The sequence below is a fragment of the Calditrichota bacterium genome, from assembly GCA_013151735.1.
Taxonomy (GTDB): Bacteria; Zhuqueibacterota; JdFR-76; order JdFR-76; family BMS3Abin05; genus BMS3Abin05.
On record JAADHR010000017.1, the window covers coordinates 1 to 18,093 of the forward strand.

Genomic DNA, 18,093 nt, shown 5'->3' on the forward strand with positions numbered 1-18,093 from the left:
GCTTTATGCCTGCGTACAAAATCATTCGCGCATTCGCGGCTTGCTAAAAAATCCACCGCGGGGACGCAACGACGTAAAGGGAAATTCCAAATGCCAAATCTCAATAATCAAATAAATTCCAAATTACAATTTCCCAATAACCAAAACAAAATAACCCACAAACAACGCCGCAGGCGTTGAACGTTTGTAGAAAATGGTAACCAACAAATTCCTCAACAACCCCGAATGGGGTTGAACCGTTCAAATCATTAACCTTGCGAAGGCTTTTTTAATAAATGATGTTTATACCCAAACGTAAATAGTATTCTTCAACGGTGTAATTTTGTGGAACCATAACCTTCGCAAAGTTGCTTTTTAAAAGGGCGATTCGTGAATCGCCCCTACAAAATCATTCGCGCATTCTCGGCTTTATTTTGATGTAATCCGCCCGGCCTTCGACAGGCTCAGGCCCCTGGCGGACGGGAGGCAAAGGTTTCCCTGCTCAATCCCGCGCTTTTAGATGAATCCGAATAACTGCTTTCCCCCGGACAGTTGTTTTAAAATCCACATACCGGCTCATTTCAATGTCTTGCCAATTAAAATGGGTTGGTTTTCCGTCAACCGTTACATTAGTTGTCGTTTTGTCTTCGGGTAAAAGCACGTGGCAATCAATAGTTGCCTGAGATGCCTCCACATTCAGAGTGAGAAACTCCTCATTTAAATGATAGGTGTAACGGAATCCCGCTCCTGATGCATCGTACCCCACTTCAACATCTGCCTCAGAAATTCCGGCAGCCGGCCAGCGAGGGGAAAGGCCAACCGTTTCAAATTGTTTGTGCCGGTCTTGCACCCCGGCCAGTCCCTCTACCAGCGCGTACAGCATGGCGCTGGAGCCCCAGCCGTCTGTGGGCATGGCTTCCGGACTGGTGCTGGTTTCCACTGAGGAGGGCCGTCCGTCCGGAAAATACCACAGGTAGGTTTCACCGGTTTGGGCGATCAACTCATAGTAGCGCCTGAGGATGTCCACCCCATACCATTCAAATCCGTGTTCAAAGGCGGCGCGGGCCAGTTCTCCCCCGGCCAGGGGAAAAATCCCGCCATTGATGTAGGCGCCGGCCACCAATTTTTCATCCCCAAAAAGGCCGTCGGGAAAGGGCGGATCGATGGAAAACCATTCGTAGGCCAGGCCGCGCGCTTCTTTTCGCCGTAAATATTCTCGAATAATGGAAACCGCCATGTCGTGTGTGGCAGCATTCCGGTTAATGGCCATCGGATTGCTCAAACTGAGCTGTTCGGCTTCGTCTACACCCGGAATTTCCACAGGCGTGAGCTTCACAAAATGGGTGTAAAACCGTCCGTTCCAGCAAACTTTATTCAAGTGATTTTTAAGAGATTCTGCCTTTCTTATCCACGCATTGCTTTTTTTAGGCTGATCAAAATACTCGTAGAGGCGGGCCAGCAGCAGACCGGCCTCGTAGGTGCCGCTGTTATCCCCGTGGAAAATGCCCCAGAAGGTATTGGGGTCGATCTGAAATTGCAGCCAGTCGTGCTGTCCGGCGGTGTAGGCAAAATCCCAGGTGTCGATGGTGTAGGCGCGTTTGACGAGTTGGTGCGTTTCGTCCCAGCGCCAGGGATGGGTGAATACATAACCCAGCGCCTTTTCCAGGTGGGGAAGCAGGGTTTCCATCCAGGCGTCGTCGCCGGTGGCCTGCCAGGCCTGGTAGGCGGCTTTAACGAATCGGTACTCCACATCCGCTTCCACCGGCACGCGCACGTACTTGGCCCAGTTTTCCCGCTCACAGGGGAGCTTTTCCGGAAAGGTGGTGAAGTAGTCGAAAATCCGGCCGTTTTGCGCCTGCGTTTCGGCGAAATGCGCCACCGTACTTTTGAGATCGGTTTCAAAATATTTGAAACCGCGCATCATGTCCGAGTAGTCGCGAATCCAGACGGCCCGGGAATCCGGTGACCGGTAGCCGCGTATTGACTGCCCGTCAATGATGAGGTCCAGTGTGTCGTGTTCAAGAAACCCTTTTACACGGGGGTAAAGCTCATCGATAAACTCGGTTCCGGATTTAATTCGAATGGACATAATTTGGGTTCCTTTTGCTTTTTGTAATTCGGAAGATTATTGAATGATTCATATATTGTCCCCTTTTCCAAAATAGGATTGGAATTTGTTAAAGTCAAAAAAAATTACAAAAATTTTGAAAAAGAAAAAAAACTGTTTGATTTTTAAAATTTAATTCCTTAAATTTACCGACGAAAATTGGGTAGAGATCGGTTTGTTCATTATATTCTATAAATTAAAGGTTTTAAAATGGTCAACGAATGGCTCCCCATCTTTATTTTTATGCTGATCACAGCCGGCGTGGTTATGGTCATCATTGTCGGAACCCAGTTAATCGGCCCCAAACGCCCGGGTAAAATCAAATTAGATCCCTACGAATCCGGTGTTGAGCCGGTTGGTGAGGCACGAGCCCCCTTTTCAATCCGATTTTACATCATTGCCATGTTGTTTATTATTTTTGATCTGGAAGTGGTGTTTTTTTATCCTTGGGCCGTCATTTACAAAAGTTTCTTGTCGAAGAGCAGCTTTATCCTGATTGAAATGATCGTCTTTATTGGAATTCTTCTCATCGGATACATCTATGCCTGGAAGAAAGGAGCTCTGGAATGGCAGTAGAGAGCAAGCTGGGTGATAATATTTTAACCACAACCATAGATAAATTTGTAAATTGGTCCCGAAAAAATTCACTCTGGCCGATGCCATTTGGTACGGCCTGTTGTGCCATTGAATTGATGGCTACCCTGGGGCCCAAGTACGATCTGGCTCGTTTCGGAGCCGAAGCCATCCGTTTTTCTCCCCGGCAATCCGACCTCATGATTGTTGCGGGACGCGTCAGCATCAAGATGATGCCAATCCTTCAAAAAATCTACCGCCAAATGTCAGAGCCCAAATGGGTCATCTCAATGGGAGCCTGTGCTTCCTCCGGCGGGGTATTTAATACCTACTCGACCATTCAAGGTATCGACAATTTTATCCCGGTGGATGTGTATGTTCCGGGTTGCCCGCCCCGTCCGGAAACACTGATTGATGCCGTCCTGAAAATTCAAAAAAAGATTGAAAAAGAACGTTCATTAAGCAAAAAACGAGCGTAAACAATGACCGATACAAAAAACCGTGTTGTTGAGAAGGTAAAAAGCGCATTTTCAGATCAAATCCTGGATGTGTCTGAGGCTCTCGGCGAAACGACTATTTCCGTAAAACGCGACAAAATCGTGGACATCCTTCGTTTTCTGAAAGAAGAGGATGATCTTAAATTTGAACTCTTCATAGACCTCTGCGGAGTGGATTATCTGGAGATGGGAGGCTTTGAGCGCTTTGCTGTGGTTTATCATCTGTATTCGATGGTCCACAACCAGCGTATCCGGATAAAAGCCTTTGTTCCTGAGGGGGATGAAAAAATCGACAGTGTGGTTTCGCTCTGGGCCGGGGCCAACTGGGCCGAACGGGAGGTCTTCGACATGTTTGGGATTACGTTTAATCATCATCCCGACATGCGGCGCATTTTGTGTCCCGATGATTTTGAAGGACATCCTTTAAAGAAAGATTATCCGCTGGAAGGAACCGGTTATCGGGAGAGTTTTTTGAAAGTTACTCGAGAAAATGCTCAATAGAGGCAGATACTTATGGAAAAATCGTTTGACGCTTTAGTTGATGAAGAACAGTTTGATTTTGAATATACGCCCCATGAAGAGAAAATGCTTCTTAACTTTGGGCCGTCTCATCCGGCGACCCACGGTACGCTCCGCCTGGTAATGGAACTGGACGGAGAGGTTATTACCAAAGTGATGCCGGAACTCGGCTATCTGCATCACGGATTTGAAAAACTGGGGGAACATCGCACCTACAATCAGGTAGTGACGATTACCGACCGGATGAATTACGTCTCCCCTTTGAACAACAATTTCAGCTACATCCTGGCCGTGGAAAAGCTCTTCGGCATCGAAGTGACGGAGCGGGCCAAGTATTTCAGGATTCTTCTGGCGGAATTATCCCGAATCAGTGATCATCTGGTTTGTATCGGCACACAGGGTGTCGATCTGGGGGCTTTTACCCCGTTCCTCTACCTGTGGAAAGAGCGCGAAAATATCTACCAAATGTTCGAAATCATCAGCGGCACACGCCTGACGGTTTCGTACGCGCGGATCGGCGGCGTTCCCCGGGATCGGGAAAACATCCCGCCGGCCTTCTTCCAAAAACTGAACGCGTTTCTGGCGACCTTTGAAGATACACTCGATGAAGTAGAGCGCCTGCTTACCCGAAACAAGATCTGGTTGAATCGTACAAAAGATGTGGGCGTGATTTCGAAAGAGGATGTGTTTCAGTACGGGCTTACCGGTCCGGTGGCACGCGCCTCGGGCGTGGAATGGGACATTCGCCAGGCAGAGCCCTATTCTCTTTACGATACGGTCGATTTTGAGATTCCCGTGGGTGAAGTGGGAGATGTGTACGACCGGTATCTGGTCCGCATGGAAGAAATGCGTCAATCCACCCACATTATCAAGCAGGCGTTGGAAAAAATGCCGGAAGGCGAAATGAATGTCGATCCGGACACCAAGGTTATGCTGCCGAAAAAGGACGATGTGTACAATACAATTGAAGGCTTGATTCATCAGTTTGAAATAATTATGACCAATCGGGGTCCTCGTACGGGCAAAGGGGAGGCCTATGTGCCTACCGAATCGCCCAATGGGGAGCTTTCCTATTATATCATCAGTAACGGCGGAAACGGGCCTTATCGCTTCCGTGTACGTCCTCCTTCATTTTATAACTATCAGATTCTACCCAAAATTCTGGAAGGGAGACTGCTTTCAGACACGGTGGCTGTGCTGAGTAGTTTGAATATTATCGCCGGAGAACTGGACAGGTAAACCGGCCGGCCAAATCTATTTCGCTTTAGTGAGATGTGAAACATCCAACGGCAAGGAGCAATGCATAAAAAATGGCTGTAGAATTTTCGGAAGCAGCGAAGCAAGAATTTGCAGAAATCTTAAACCATTATCCTACAAAAGAAGCGGCCATGTTACCGACGCTTCACCTCGCGAAACGTGAATTTGGTCAGATTTCTCCCGAAGTGATGACCTACATCAGTCAACTCTTGGATTTACACGTCACGCGGGTGGCCAATGTGGTGAGTTTCTACACGCTTTTCCCCAGAGAACCTGAAGGAAAATATGTGATCCAGGTGTGTTCGACCCTTTCGTGCCAGCTCATGGGAGCCGAAACGGTGGTCGATCACATTAAGAAAAAATTAGCGATTGATGTGGGCGAAACCACCCCGGATAAAAAATTTACTTTGAAAAAGGTAGAGTGCCTTGGTTCCTGCGGAACAGCACCCGTTATGCAAATTAACGACGATTATTACGAGCAATTGACGGTTGAAAAAATCGATAAAATCCTGGATAGTTTAGAGTAAAAGACATTCAGAAAAGGATGTTGAATGAGCGAATTATATTTTCTGAAAAATCGCGGGAATCCGGAATCCAAAACCATTGACTTCTATCTGGCTCACGGCGGATACGAAGCGTTAAAAAAGACGCTTAAGAGTTTTGAACCCAATGATGTCATTGAGGAAGTCAAAAAATCGGGATTGCGCGGACGGGGGGGCGCCGGATTTCCGACCGGATTAAAATGGAGTTTTGTTCCACAGGACAACCCCAACCCAAAATATCTGGTCTGTAATGCCGATGAATCGGAACCGGGAACATTTAAAGACCGCTATATTATTGAGCATGAACCTCACATGCTTATTGAAGGAATGATTATTTCTTCCTACGCCATTCGTTCTCATCTGGCCTATATTTACATCCGCGGCGAGTTTGTTCAGGGAGCCCGGATATTGGAAGAAGCCCTGGCTGAAGCCCGGGAAAAGGGATTTCTGGGCAAAAATATCCTGGGCAGCGGCTACGATTTGGACATCTACGTTCATCGTGGGGGCGGAGCCTACATCTGTGGAGAGGAAACCGGATTGCTGGAATCTCTGGAAGGGAAACGCGGCTGGCCCCGACTCAAACCGCCGTTCCCGGCTGTGGTTGGCCTGTTCAAAAGTCCGACTATTATTAATAATGTAGAAACACTGGCCAATGTTCCTCTGATCATGGAGCGGGGCGGTGACTGGTACTCCCAGTTGGGTCCAAATCCCAAAAATGCCGGAATTAAGCTCTATTGTGTCTCCGGGCACGTGAATCGCCCCGGGCTGTTTGAGTTCGAAATGGGAATGAATTTGAAAGAACTCATTTATGAACATGCCGGTGGCATTTACAAGGGCCATCAATTAAAAGGCGTGATTCCGGGCGGATCGTCCACACCGGTTCTGCGTCCCGACGAAATTGATGTGTCGATGGATTACGATTCGCTTGCGGCTATCGGCACCATGTTCGGCTCTGCGGGAACCATCGTCATGGATGAAACCACCTGCATGGTGGATGCACTTTACAACCTTGAGCGATTTTACGCCCACGAGTCCTGCGGACAGTGTACGCCCTGCCGCGAGGGGACCATGTGGATGGTGAAGCTGCTGCGCCGGTTGGAGCATGGTGAGGGGACGGTTGAAGATGTGGATCTACTGGCCGATATTGCCGGCAATATTATGGGGCGAACCATTTGTCCGCTTGGGGACGCCGCCGCGATGCCTGCAAAAAGTTTTGTGCAAAAGTTCAGAGATGAATTCATTGAACACGCCAAGCAACATAAATGTCCAGTTAAAAAAGATAAGAGTATAAAGGTTACCGATGCCAACGCTTAAGATAGACGGTAAGGAAATTACTGTAAAACCCGGTATGTCTGTACTTCAGGCTGCAAAGAAACTGGGAATTGAAATTCCGCATTATTGTTATCACCCGGCATTGAGCATTGCCGGAAGCTGCCGTATGTGCCTGGTTGAAATTGAGGGACACCGCAAGCTGGAAACGGCCTGTTCCACCATGGCTGCCGACGGAATGGTTGTGCATACGGATACGCCGGCCGTTCAAAAAGCGCGGAAAGATGTTCTGGAATTTTTGTTGATTAACCATCCGTTGGATTGCCCTGTTTGTGACAAGGCCGGTGAGTGCTACCTTCAGGATTATGATTACACCTACGGAACGGCCCACAGCCGATTTCGCAAAGAGGACAAGCGTGTTCGCCCGACGAAGGAATTGGGGGGAAATATCCACTATGTAACGAATCGGTGCATTATGTGTACCCGGTGCGTTCGCTTTTACAAGGATGTGGTGGGAGATGAATATCTCTTCGTGGAAAACCGGGGTTACAAAAGCGAAATCTCTGTTTTTCCGGGCAAGGAACTTCACACGAAGATGGACGGCAATATTACGGAGATTTGCCCGGTGGGAGCCCTCCTGGATAAGGATTTTATTTATCAGGCCCGGGTGTGGCATCTGGATCACACAAAAAGTGTTTGTCCGGGATGCAGTGCCGGTTGCAATGTTGATCTTCAAACGCAAAATAACAAAATCTATCGGACGCGGAGCCGTCAAAATATGGAGGTTAATGAATTTTGGATTTGCGACGACGGCCGGTATCTGTTCCATAAATATGAAGATTTAACGCGTGTGGAATCACCGCTTAAACGGGCCGGTGATAAATTGAATGTCACCAGTTGGGATGAAGCCCTTTCAATTGTTCATGACAGGCTGGCGCTCATTAAGAAATCGGACGGAGCCAAATTTATTGGAGCCGTGGGATCGGTTTTTGCTTCCAACGAGGAGAATTATCTTTTAAAGAAAATAGTCAAAGATGAAATCGGAAGCACCAATTTGTTTGTGTATGCGCCTGTCCCCGAAGGCGAGGATCTAAGCTTCAAGAGTGGATTTACCATTTACGCCGATAAAAGTCCCAATCGCAAAGGGGCCGAACTCATTTTCGGAAAATTAAACACCGATTTCTGGAAGGCCATTGAAAAGGGGGACATCAAAGCACTGTATGTTTTGAATGCCGATGTCGATTTCAAACTCACGGATGCTCAAAAGAAAAGCCTGAAAAAGCTGGAGTTTTTGGCGGTCCAGGATTTTTATATGTCGGATATAGCCAAACTGGCTCACGTGGTACTGCCGGGGACCTATTTTGCCGAAAAAACAGGAACCTTTACCAATCACTCCGGGCGTGTTCAGCGATTTTCCAAAGCCCTTCAATCTCCGGGGCAGTCCAAAGAGGATTGGGCCATTTTGGTTGAATTGGGCAAACGCTTTAATCCGGACTGGAAAATGGCCTCGGCGTCGGATGTCATGAATGACCTGGCGGAAAATGAAAAGGCCTTTAAGGGACTGTCCTATTTCAAATTAGGGGACCAGGGCATTCAGATTGCTTAGCCGAGTCGAAGCGAATTATTTAGGGAAAAGGGTCGTCTCGATACGATCCGCCCACTTCGACTACGCTCAGTGACCTGGCGGATCACTCGACGACCGCTAACAGAGTTTGAATGCATGTTTCATTGGCATGAGAACTTCGTTCCCTTCGACTTCGCTCAGGGAACGGTTTGATGGGTCGCTGAGCGGAGTCGAAGCGACCCAGGTTTAAATAAACACTTTCTTTACTTGTGCTTTTTTTGCAAGTGAGTTTAACAAATCCAGCGAAAAAATGGCTGATATTAAACTTAAGGGAATAAAATGACGCAGACAGGGAACATTATTTTAGATGTTGTCATTATTGTTGTAAAAATAGCCATTGTTTTTGGAGTAAACTTTACGATTCTGGCCTATTTGACCTTGGCAGAACGACGTGTCAGCGCCTTTATGCAAGATCGGCTGGGTCCCAATCGGGTGGGGCCTCAGGGCCTGTTTCAACCCATTGCCGACGGCGTGAAATTTTTTACCAAAGAAGATATTATCCCTGCCAAATCGGATAAATTCCTCTATCTGCTGGCACCTGCGGTGGTCTTTTTCCCGGCTTTTCTGACGTATGCGATTATTCCGGTAGGCCCTACATTTTCGGCCTGGGGCCATTCGTTTCAAATGCAGATTGCCAATCTGAATATTGGTATTCTTTACATTTTTGCATTAACCTCCTTTGTGGTGTATGGAATCGTTCTGGCAGGCTGGTCATCAAACAGCAAATATCCCCTCATGGGAGGGTTGAGATCAGGCGCACAGATGATCAGCTACGAGCTTTCGCTGGGTTTATCCATCATCGGCATCTTGATGATTGTCGGCTCACTTCGTCTGAGTGATATTGTGACCTATCAGAATAATCTGTTGTGGGGGGTCTTGCCTCGGTGGGGAGTTGTTTTGCAGCCCCTTGGGTTCATTATTTTTTTGATTGCGTCCTTTGCAGAGAGCAACCGCCTTCCGTTCGATTTGCCGGAAGCGGAGCCCGAGCTGGTGGGCGGATACCACACCGAATACGGCAGTATGAAATTTGCCCTTTTCTTTTTGGGCGAATATGCCGGTTTAATCACCTCGTCGGCACTGATTGCCACCCTGTTTTTTGGCGGATGGGATTTCCCGTGGGTCAATGAAAGCGCGTTGGGAGCCTGGGGAGTGGTGCTCGGAATGATTGCATTTGCCGTAAAAACGGGCTTTTTCTTGTTTTTCTATCTCTGGATTCGCTGGACGCTCCCCCGGTTTCGGTACGATCAATTGATGCGAATCGGGTGGAAGTCTCTTCTGCCACTGGCATTGGTAAATATTGTTATTACGGCAATTGTGATGGTTTTCTTTGTGTAGAGCCTGGAGAAAATCAATTCAGGAAAAATCCGATTCAAAATAGATTGAGGTCTTTATGAAGGTAAAAAGAGTAAAACGCGTTACCATAAAACCCACCCTTTGGGATTCGTTATATATTCCAGCCATTTTGAGCGGCCTGACCATTACATTTGGGCATTTGTTCAAGAAACACATTACGCTGGAATATCCGGATGAAAAGTGGTTCCCGCCGCCCGGGCATCGGGGCGCCATTCGTTTGAACCGGGATGAACAGGGTCGGGAAAAATGTGTAGCCTGCGAAATGTGCGCCACGGCCTGTCCCGCACATGCCATTTCCATGCAAGGCGGTGCAGCTCCCTGGGATGATCGGGAAAAATATCCGGTCTGGTATAAAATTGATATGCTGCGGTGCATTTTGTGTGGAATGTGTCAGGAGGCCTGCCCGGAAGATGCCATCGAATTGACCGAAATTTACGATTTTGCCGATTATTCCCGTGAAAGTCTCATCTGGGACAAGGAACGACTCCTGAAAAATTACGACCTGACCAAAGATGGAAATTATTACAAGCGACAATTGGAAGAAAATAAAAAAAGGTAAACACAATCATGGTCACCGTTCTTCTTTATCTTTTTGGAATATTAGCCATTCTCTCGGCTCTGGGAATGATTTTTCATAAAAATCCGGTTTACAGTGCCCTGTTTTTAATTGTAACGTTTATTAGTCTGGCCTCTATTTACGCACTTTTAGGGGCTCAGTTTTTGTCCATTATTCAGGTGATGGTTTATGCCGGTGCGATTATGGTTCTGTTTATGTTCGTCATCATGTTGCTGAACCTGCGCAGCGAAATCCGGCTGCCCATCGGACGCCCCGCACAGGTGTTTTTTGGAATCTTGTTCGGAATTCTGCTGCTTTTGGAAAGCTTCCTGGTTTTGAAATCGGGCACCCTATCCGGAGCCATTGGAAATTTCCCCCAATCCCGGATCGATTCCATTGGCAGTGTGCAGGCGATTGGAAACCTGCTCTTTACAAAATATCTGTTTCCATTTGAGCTGGCATCCATTCTGCTTCTTGTAGGCATGATTGGAGCCATCGTGCTGGGTCGGAAAAAATTACCAAAGGAATCCTGATCTACCGGGAGTGGGCTTAAAGCCGTATGGTCCGTACACCCCGCTTCCGTGTTTTATGGAGATGTTGGGATAGACGATTTTAATCAGAATAGAGGAAACGATGGTACCAATATCCAATCTTTTGATTTTGGCAGCAATTTTATTTGCCATCGGCGTGATTGGCGTTCTCATTCGCCGGAATGCCATTGTGATTTTTATGTCCATCGAGCTCATGTTGAATTCAGTCAATCTGACCTTGGTTGTTCTGGCGAAACAGCTCCAATCGCTGGATGGGCAGATCTTTATGCTTTTTGTGATGACGGTTGCCGCAGCCGAGGTTGCCGTGGGGCTCGCGTTGATTATCTCAGCCTACCGATTACGGGCAACCGTGCATGTGGATGAGATTAATCTGCTGCGGGGATAATGGTTCGTACAAGATAACAGGGGCGAACGTGTTTGTCGTCGCACCCGGCTTTTTGCGGGGTTGCGCTGAAGAATGTGAATGTATTCGGTTCAAATAGCTAAGTGAGGGATGGTTATGTCGGAATGGATTTGGTTAGTCCCTTTGTTTCCGCTGATTGGTGTGATTATAAACGGTTTGTTTGGGAAATACATCGGGCGTAAAATTGTCGGTATTATTGGCAGTACCATGATCGGGCTGTCCTTTGCCGTAGCCTGCCTAATTTTTATTGATATGTTGAAACTCCCGCCGGAACACCGCGTGGCTACAAAAACACTGTACAATTGGATTGTTGCCGGTAATTTTACAGCCCAGATCTCTTTCCTGGTTGATCAGCTTTCCATTATCATGATGTTGGTGGTCACGGGCGTTTCCTTTGTTATTCACATTTATTCCATTGGCTACATGCACGGTGACCGGGGATTCAACCGGTTCTTTACCTATTTGAATTTATTCGTTTTCTCCATGCTGTTGCTGATTACGGCCGATAACTTTCTGATGATGTTTGTGGGTTGGGAAGGTGTCGGGCTGTGTTCGTATTTGTTGATTGGTTTCTGGTACGAGGATAATTACAATGCCTACGCCGGACGCAAGGCGTTCGTGGTCAACCGAATCGGTGATTTTGGTTTTCTGATTGGCATCTTCTTGATTTTTGTTACATTTCATACACTCAATTTTCACGATGTTTTCAGTGCGGCTGCTGCAAGATATTCCATTGGTGCTCCCGTTATTACAATCATCACCTCACTTTTGTTTATCGGAGCGATGGGAAAATCGGCGCAAATTCCGCTGTACGTATGGTTGCCCGATGCCATGGCGGGTCCAACGCCCGTCTCGGCTTTAATCCATGCAGCAACCATGGTGACAGCCGGCGTTTACATGGTGGCCCGGACCAATATCTTGTACACACTGGCCCCGATTTCCATGGGACTGGTCGCCGTTATCGGGGTTACAACGGCCTTCTTTGCTGCAACCATCGGCATGACCCAGTTCGATATTAAACGCGTACTGGCCTATTCAACCATCAGCCAGTTAGGGTACATGTTTGTGGCTGTGGGCGTGGGCGCATTTGCAGCAGGTATTTTCCACCTGATGACTCACGCCTTTTTTAAAGCCCTTTTGTTTATGGGAGCCGGCAGCGTGATGCACGCCATGTCCAATAACACGGACATGCGCATGATGGGGGGGCTGAAAAAGAAAATGCCGATTACCTATTGGACATTTTTGGCGGCCACTCTGGCTATTTCGGGTATTCCCGGGTTCTCCGGATTCTTCTCGAAAGATGAGATCCTGTGGCAGTCTTTCTCCAGTCCCTACGGAAATTTCTGGATTTGGTTAGTGGGTGTTATCACGGCCGGGCTGACGGCATTTTACATGTTCCGTGCCGTTTACATGACCTTTCACGGAGAGCTTCGTGCCGAAAAAGAGATCGCCGAACACGTGCATGAGTCCCCATCTGTCATGACCATTCCTCTGATCATTTTGGGAGTGTTGTCCGTCATTGGCGGATATGTGGGCATTCCAAAGATTCTTGGGGGAGGCAATGGCTTTGAGCACTTTCTGGATCCGGTTTTTGAAAAAAGTCTGGCCCTTCGGCAGGCAGCCGGATTGGTTCCCCGTGTAACCGAAGAAAGCGCTCACGGACTGGAATGGTCTTTAATGGCATTAACACTGGTCGTTGTTCTGGTGGGCATTGGGTTCGCCTACCTGATGTATTTGAAAAAACCGGAATTACCGAAGATTTGGGCACAAAAGATCAAATATGTGTACGAGTTGGTGTTCAATAAATACTACGTGGACGAAATCTACGAAACCCTCATTGTTAATCCGATTGCGGCCATTTCGAAGAGTTTTCTCTGGAAGTTTGTGGATGTTAAGATCATCGACGGAATCGTCAACGGCACGGGATATGTTGCAAGAGGAACAGGCCGTGTCGTGCGAAGATGGCAAACGGGTTTTGTGCAAAATTATGCACTATCTTTTGTAATTGGTGTGGTTATTCTGGTGTTCTACATTATTTTCATGTAATGGTGTGTTCGAAAAAGATTTCAGCGGAGTCTAACCGATGATAGAATTCATACAAAATCACATTTTAACAACGATTACATTTTTGCCCATCTTTGGTGCAATTATTCTCCTGTTTGTATCCAGAGAAAAAGAGGAATTTATCCGGTATTACACGCTCGTTCTGACAACGCTTGTTTTTCTGGTTTCCCTGCCTATTCTACTGGGATTTCAATCCGGCACGTCGGCATTTCAGTTTCAGGAAAAGGTGAATTGGATTCCATCCCTTGGCATCCATTACCACCTGGGTGTGGATGGCATTAGCCTGTTAATGGTTATGCTGACGACCTTCCTGATGCCAATTGTGATTCTTTCATCCTGGACGTACATTCAGAAGCGGGTCAAGGAATACATGATTGTTTTTCTGATGCTGGAAACCGGAATGCTGGGTGTTTTTCTGTCTTTGGATCTGGTACTCTTTTATGTTTTTTGGGAAGGCATGTTGATTCCCATGTATTTTATTATCGGCGTTTGGGGCGGACCCCGCCGAATTTACGCCGCTCTGAAATTCTTTTTGTACACCATGTTCGGTGGTGTGCTTATGCTTGTGGCCATCATTACCCTTTATTTTATTCATTACCACGCAACGGGCGTTTACAGCTTTGATTTACTGGATATTCAATCGGTCTTGCTGCCGGTTCGATCCCAATTCTGGCTGTTTTTGGCCTTCGCTCTGGCCTTTGCCATTAAGGTGCCGATGTTCCCCTTCCACACATGGTTGCCCGATGCCCATGTGGAAGCGCCTACCGGCGGCAGTGTGATTCTGGCCGGTGTTTTGCTGAAGATGGGAACCTACGGCTTTCTGCGCTTTTGCCTGACCCTGTTTCCGAATGTAAGCACCGAATTTGTGGCCTTCATTTCCATCCTGGCAATCATCGGAATTATCTACGGGGCACTTGTTTCAATGGTCCAGCCCGATCTGAAGAAACTGGTTGCCTATTCCAGTGTAAGCCATCTGGGATACGTAATGCTCGGAATTTTTGCCCTGAATATTAAGGGTCTCCAGGGCGGACTTATCCAAATGGTCAACCACGGGCTTTCTACCGGGGCGTTGTTTCTTGTGGTTGGAATGATTTACGAAAGACGCCACACCCGCCTGATTGCCGATTTTGGAGGCCTCGCCAAACAAATCCCGATTTTTGCGACATTTTTTATGATTGTCACCCTCTCTTCAATCGGACTGCCGGGCCTGAACGGATTTGTCGGTGAATTCTTAATTCTTCTGGGTGCTTTTGAAGCACATAAAATTTTTGCCATTTTTGCAGCCACAGGAATCATTCTCGGTGCGGTTTACATGCTTTGGACTTACCACCGGGTTAACTTTGGCCCGTTAAACAAGGATGAAAACAAAAACCTGAAAGACCTGAATTTGAGAGAAATTGTTGTTCTGGTTCCGATTGTCCTGGTGATTTTTTGGATTGGGTTGTATCCCAACTATTTTCTGAAAAAGACAGAGAAATCAGTGGTGGATCTGCTAAAGAATCGTCAGGCAAAGCAAGAGCAGGTGCTGTCTCTCGAAAAACAGGCCTCATCCAGGTTCGTTTTGAAAAATACATTTGTAAAATAATTTCCGAATAATTGTCGATTTTGAGTGTGCGAATGAAGGAGAAAGAATGGACTTAATCATTCCTCAAATAAATTTTGCGGCCATTGCCCCAGCACTAACCGTCGTCATCACGGCATCGGTAATCTTGTTTCTGGGTTTGTTTTTGCCCAAAATTCAAAGAGAAATACTGGCGATTGTCGGAATCGTCGGCCTCATTGTTACGCTGAAGGAATTGGGAGGGATGTGGGGAAGACACATTACAGGCTTTAACGGAATGGTCGGGAATGATAACATTACACTTGCATTTCAATTGATTTTTATAATTGCCGCCTTTTTGGCCATTTTGTTGGCCTTGAATCACGTGGAAGACACCTACGTGAGTTATGGTGACTTTTACGCGCTTCTGCTGTTTGGGCTTTCAGGGATGATGGTCATGGTTCAGGGATTGAATCTCCTGGTCGTTTTTTTGGGATTAGAGCTCTTTTCCATCAGTCTGTACATTTTGACGGGTTTTCGAAAGATGCGGGCCGATTCCATAGAAGCCGCTCTCAAGTATTTCTTGTTGGGGGCCTTTTCAACGGGATTTTTGCTTTATGGAATTGCCCTTATTTACGGTGCAACGGGGTCTTTCACGTTTGAAGGGATTTTGAATTATGTAAACTCTCATGGTTTTACAAATGTCATGTTTGTGGCCGGTATTATTCTTTTTATGATTGGGCTTTCGTTTAAAGCTGCATTTGTGCCCTTTCATCAATGGACACCGGATGTGTACCAGGGGGCGCCCACACCCGTTACGGCTTTTATGTCTGTCGGGGCTAAAGCAGCCGCATTCGCGGTGTTAATTCGCTTGTTTGTTTCGGTCGCCGCATTTTCCACACAGGAATGGACAACGGCTATCTGGGTGTTGGCCTTTTTAACCATGACGGTAGGCAATGTCGTTGCACTGGTTCAGCGCAACATCAAACGAATGCTGGCTTACTCCAGCATCGCTCATGCCGGTTATATTTTGGTAGCAGTTTTGGCAGGTAACGAAATGGGGCGCTCCGCAATCCTTTTTTACCTGCTGGCCTACACGTTTATGAATCTGGGTGCCTTTGGGGTGGTTTCGTATCTGGGCATTTCCGGTAAAGTCGAAAATCTCAAAATTGAAAGTTACCGCGGTATCGGATACAAATATCCCTTTGCCGCTTTGGCCATGGCCGTATTTATGTTCTCGCTGGCAGGTGTGCCGCCAACAGCGGGCTTTGTGGGCAAATTCTACATGTTCAGCGCCGCCTTAAAAGCCGGTTTTGTCTGGCTGGTTATTTTAAGTGTACTCAATTCCGTGATGTCGGCGTACTACTATTTGCGCGTCGTTGTGGCCATGTACATGCAGGAACCGGAGGGGGGCAAGGTTTTCGAGATGCCCACAACCTCTTGGGGAGTCGGTTTGGCGTTGCTGATTGCAATGCTGGGTGTTCTTTACATGGGGATCTTCCCATCCAGCATGATGGCCCTTTTTCAGAAAACGGCCGTGTTGATTTCGCTTCTTTAATTTCTTGAAGGCAACGGTTGCCTTTGGTATAAAACCCCTATAGAATGTGACAGGGTCTTGATCATCAAGACCCTGTTTTTATTTGGATTTCCTTTGGGTGTTTTTGTGGATTTTTGCGAAAAAGGCCAAACATTTCGATTTCCATTCCATGGGACGAATAACATCCGAGTAAAAACAATTTTGAAAGGGACAAGAATGGAGTGGTCCGTTATTCAAAAGAATTTTGACGAATTGCAGGGAGATTCTCTCATTTTTCCCCTTTTTGAAGGGGAAAATGCCGATAGAACAGGGATTCCCGATTTTTTAAAGTCCTTCATTTCGGCACGTCTGATTCAGACCAAGGATTTTGAAGGAAAAGAAAATACGGTTCTTACGTTTCCCATTCCCCGGGAAGAATGGAAACTCAGACGGATTACATTAGTGGGCCTGGGGAAAAAAGAGGATTTTGGGGAGGAGATGCTGCGCAGGGCCATGGGGACCGCGGCAGCTGAAATGAAGAAGCGGAAAATGAAAACCGTGCTCATTTCGTTTCGCCATTTTAAAGAGGAGGGATTTTCAGATGAAAAGACAGCCCGGATAATCGTTGAAGGTTTTGGGCTGGGGAGCTACGAATTTAACCTCTACAAGAAAAAGGAAGCGGCTGAAAAGGGCGTGGAAACGGTAAGCCTTTGGACATTGGATGCTTCCGTGCCGGAATTGGATAGCGGAATCCGCCTGGGACGCCATTTGGTAGACGCAACGGCTTTCAGCCGCGATCTGGCCAATCACCCGTCAAATGTGGCGACTCCGGCCATGCTGGCAAATACAGCCAAAGAAATGGGACAAGAGCTTGGGCTGTCCGTGGACGTGCTGGGCAAGAACGCCTTGCGAAAGTTGGGAATGGGGGCGCTTTTGGCCGTTTCCAAGGGCAGCGCTGAAGAACCGGCACTCATTATTTTGGAACACGGAACGCCGAGAAAAACAGCACCGACCGTTGTTTTGATCGGAAAGGGAATTACATTTGACAGCGGCGGAATCTCTTTAAAATCAAGTAAAAATATGGACGAAATGAAGTACGATATGGCCGGAGGCGCGGCCGTTTTCGGGATTCTGAAGGCCGTTGCTTTGCTGAAACTTCGGCTTCACGTGATTGGGATCATTCCCGCTGCCGAAAATCTTCCCGGGGCATCTGCCTACAAACCCGGTGATATTGTAACCTCTCTTTCGGGCCAAACGATTGAAATTCTGAATACCGACGCGGAAGGGCGGCTTGTTCTGGCCGATGCAATAACCTTTTCTGCAAAATACAAACCCGACATCCTGATTGATCTGGCGACTCTGACCGGCGCCGCCGTGGTTGCGCTTGGACATGCCGGAGCTGCCGTTATGGGGAATGCCCCGGATGTTATCGACGATCTTCAAAAGCTGTCTGAAGAAACAGGGGAAAAGGTGTGGCCCATTCCCCTGTGGAAAGCCTATCACGACCAGTTGAAAAGCGATATCGCCGATATGAAAAACATCGGAGGCGGACCGGGGGGCCTGCCTGTTGCCGGCGCTTTTCTGGAGAATTTTGTCGAAAATACCAAGTGGGCTCATCTGGACATCGCCGGTGTGGCCTGGACAACACAAGATTTACCCTATTCTCCCAAAGGAGCCACAGGGTTTGGGGTGCGGTTGATGGTTGCTTATCTGAGAAAACTAATAAATGCCGAAGGATAAAAT

Annotated in this window: 16 protein-coding genes; 15 read left to right on the forward strand and 1 reads right to left on the reverse strand. The window is 47.4% G+C overall.

Going from position 1 to position 18,093, the window contains the following annotated elements; translation table 11 throughout:
• Window positions 1–481 precede the first annotated feature (481 nt).
• The gene (locus tag GXO76_00660; protein ID NOY76355.1) at window positions 482–2,068 is read right to left on the reverse strand and encodes a hypothetical protein; all 1,587 of its coding nucleotides are present in this window, start codon (window positions 2,066–2,068) and stop codon (window positions 482–484) included.
• Window positions 2,069–2,296: 228 nt separating this feature from the next.
• Here GXO76_00660 and ndhC point away from each other — a divergent pair, with 228 nt between their 5' ends.
• The 15 genes from ndhC (at window position 2,297) to GXO76_00735 (ending at window position 18,090) form a co-directional block, all read left to right on the forward strand.
• Entirely contained in the window at window positions 2,297–2,662 is a 366-nt protein-coding gene (ndhC, locus tag GXO76_00665; protein ID NOY76356.1) for an NAD(P)H-quinone oxidoreductase subunit 3, read from the forward strand.
• Window positions 2,653–3,138: an NADH-quinone oxidoreductase subunit B gene (locus tag GXO76_00670; protein ID NOY76357.1), complete on the forward strand. Its 486-nt coding sequence runs from the start codon at window positions 2,653–2,655 to the stop codon at window positions 3,136–3,138. Before ndhC ends, GXO76_00670 begins: the two co-directional genes overlap by 10 nt.
• Window positions 3,139–3,141: 3 nt before the next feature.
• Complete coding sequence (locus GXO76_00675; protein NOY76358.1) at window positions 3,142–3,657, forward strand: NADH-quinone oxidoreductase subunit C; 516 nt, start codon at window positions 3,142–3,144, stop codon at window positions 3,655–3,657.
• Between the two features lie 12 nt (window positions 3,658–3,669).
• Window positions 3,670–4,914, forward strand: coding sequence for an NADH-quinone oxidoreductase subunit D (locus tag GXO76_00680; GenBank protein ID NOY76359.1), 1,245 nt, complete (start codon window positions 3,670–3,672; stop codon window positions 4,912–4,914).
• 71 nt (window positions 4,915–4,985) lie between these two features.
• Window positions 4,986–5,459, forward strand: coding sequence for an NADH-quinone oxidoreductase subunit NuoE (gene nuoE, locus GXO76_00685; protein ID NOY76360.1), 474 nt, complete (start codon window positions 4,986–4,988; stop codon window positions 5,457–5,459).
• 24 nt (window positions 5,460–5,483) lie between these two features.
• The gene (gene nuoF, locus GXO76_00690; GenBank protein ID NOY76361.1) at window positions 5,484–6,788 is read left to right on the forward strand and encodes an NADH-quinone oxidoreductase subunit NuoF; all 1,305 of its coding nucleotides are present in this window, start codon (window positions 5,484–5,486) and stop codon (window positions 6,786–6,788) included.
• Window positions 6,775–8,349 carry a molybdopterin-dependent oxidoreductase gene (locus tag GXO76_00695; GenBank protein ID NOY76362.1) on the forward strand — a complete coding sequence of 525 codons (1,575 nt, stop codon included), beginning with the start codon at window positions 6,775–6,777 and terminating at the stop codon, window positions 8,347–8,349. The genes nuoF and GXO76_00695 overlap by 14 nt, the downstream gene beginning before the upstream one ends.
• 297 nt (window positions 8,350–8,646) lie before the next feature.
• Complete coding sequence (gene nuoH / locus GXO76_00700) at window positions 8,647–9,702, forward strand: NADH-quinone oxidoreductase subunit NuoH (GenBank protein ID NOY76363.1); 1,056 nt, start codon at window positions 8,647–8,649, stop codon at window positions 9,700–9,702.
• Between the two features lie 55 nt (window positions 9,703–9,757).
• A complete protein-coding gene (locus tag GXO76_00705; protein NOY76364.1) occupies window positions 9,758–10,279 on the forward strand; it encodes an NADH-quinone oxidoreductase subunit I in 522 nt (173 codons plus the stop codon).
• A 5-nt stretch (window positions 10,280–10,284) separates the two neighbouring features.
• Window positions 10,285–10,809, forward strand: coding sequence for an NADH-quinone oxidoreductase subunit J (locus tag GXO76_00710; GenBank protein ID NOY76365.1), 525 nt, complete (start codon window positions 10,285–10,287; stop codon window positions 10,807–10,809).
• A 100-nt stretch (window positions 10,810–10,909) separates the two neighbouring features.
• Window positions 10,910–11,212, forward strand: a complete 303-nt coding sequence (gene nuoK / locus GXO76_00715; protein ID NOY76366.1) for an NADH-quinone oxidoreductase subunit NuoK — start codon at window positions 10,910–10,912, stop codon at window positions 11,210–11,212.
• 114 nt (window positions 11,213–11,326) lie between these two features.
• The gene (gene nuoL / locus GXO76_00720; GenBank protein ID NOY76367.1) at window positions 11,327–13,276 is read left to right on the forward strand and encodes an NADH-quinone oxidoreductase subunit L; all 1,950 of its coding nucleotides are present in this window, start codon (window positions 11,327–11,329) and stop codon (window positions 13,274–13,276) included.
• A 37-nt stretch (window positions 13,277–13,313) separates the two neighbouring features.
• Window positions 13,314–14,879 (forward strand): NADH-quinone oxidoreductase subunit M, encoded by a 1,566-nt coding sequence (locus GXO76_00725; GenBank protein NOY76368.1) that lies wholly within the window; start codon window positions 13,314–13,316, stop codon window positions 14,877–14,879.
• Window positions 14,880–14,925: 46 nt separating this feature from the next.
• Window positions 14,926–16,392 (forward strand): NADH-quinone oxidoreductase subunit N, encoded by a 1,467-nt coding sequence (locus GXO76_00730; GenBank protein NOY76369.1) that lies wholly within the window; start codon window positions 14,926–14,928, stop codon window positions 16,390–16,392.
• 195 nt (window positions 16,393–16,587) lie between these two features.
• Window positions 16,588–18,090 (forward strand): leucyl aminopeptidase, encoded by a 1,503-nt coding sequence (locus GXO76_00735; protein ID NOY76370.1) that lies wholly within the window; start codon window positions 16,588–16,590, stop codon window positions 18,088–18,090.
• Window positions 18,091–18,093: the final 3 nt, after the last annotated feature.

Excerpts from the sequence above, each read along its gene's own strand:
- nuoF (NOY76361.1), top strand. The coding sequence starts at position 5,484 with ATGAGCGAATTATATTTTCTGAAAAATCGCGGGAATCCGGAATCCAAA.
- nuoL (NOY76367.1), top strand. The coding sequence starts at position 11,327 with ATGTCGGAATGGATTTGGTTAGTCCCTTTGTTTCCGCTGATTGGTGTG.
- GXO76_00695 (NOY76362.1), top strand. The coding sequence starts at position 6,775 with ATGCCAACGCTTAAGATAGACGGTAAGGAAATTACTGTAAAACCCGGT.
- GXO76_00660 (NOY76355.1), bottom strand. The coding sequence starts at position 2,068 with ATGTCCATTCGAATTAAATCCGGAACCGAGTTTATCGATGAGCTTTAC.
- nuoK (NOY76366.1), top strand. The coding sequence starts at position 10,910 with ATGGTACCAATATCCAATCTTTTGATTTTGGCAGCAATTTTATTTGCC.
- GXO76_00725 (NOY76368.1), top strand. The coding sequence starts at position 13,314 with ATGATAGAATTCATACAAAATCACATTTTAACAACGATTACATTTTTG.
- GXO76_00680 (NOY76359.1), top strand. The coding sequence starts at position 3,670 with ATGGAAAAATCGTTTGACGCTTTAGTTGATGAAGAACAGTTTGATTTT.
- nuoE (NOY76360.1), top strand. The coding sequence starts at position 4,986 with ATGGCTGTAGAATTTTCGGAAGCAGCGAAGCAAGAATTTGCAGAAATC.
- nuoH (NOY76363.1), top strand. The coding sequence starts at position 8,647 with ATGACGCAGACAGGGAACATTATTTTAGATGTTGTCATTATTGTTGTA.
- GXO76_00670 (NOY76357.1), top strand. The coding sequence starts at position 2,653 with ATGGCAGTAGAGAGCAAGCTGGGTGATAATATTTTAACCACAACCATA.
- GXO76_00735 (NOY76370.1), top strand. The coding sequence starts at position 16,588 with ATGGAGTGGTCCGTTATTCAAAAGAATTTTGACGAATTGCAGGGAGAT.
- ndhC (NOY76356.1), top strand. The coding sequence starts at position 2,297 with ATGGTCAACGAATGGCTCCCCATCTTTATTTTTATGCTGATCACAGCC.
- GXO76_00705 (NOY76364.1), top strand. The coding sequence starts at position 9,758 with ATGAAGGTAAAAAGAGTAAAACGCGTTACCATAAAACCCACCCTTTGG.
- GXO76_00730 (NOY76369.1), top strand. The coding sequence starts at position 14,926 with ATGGACTTAATCATTCCTCAAATAAATTTTGCGGCCATTGCCCCAGCA.
- GXO76_00675 (NOY76358.1), top strand. The coding sequence starts at position 3,142 with ATGACCGATACAAAAAACCGTGTTGTTGAGAAGGTAAAAAGCGCATTT.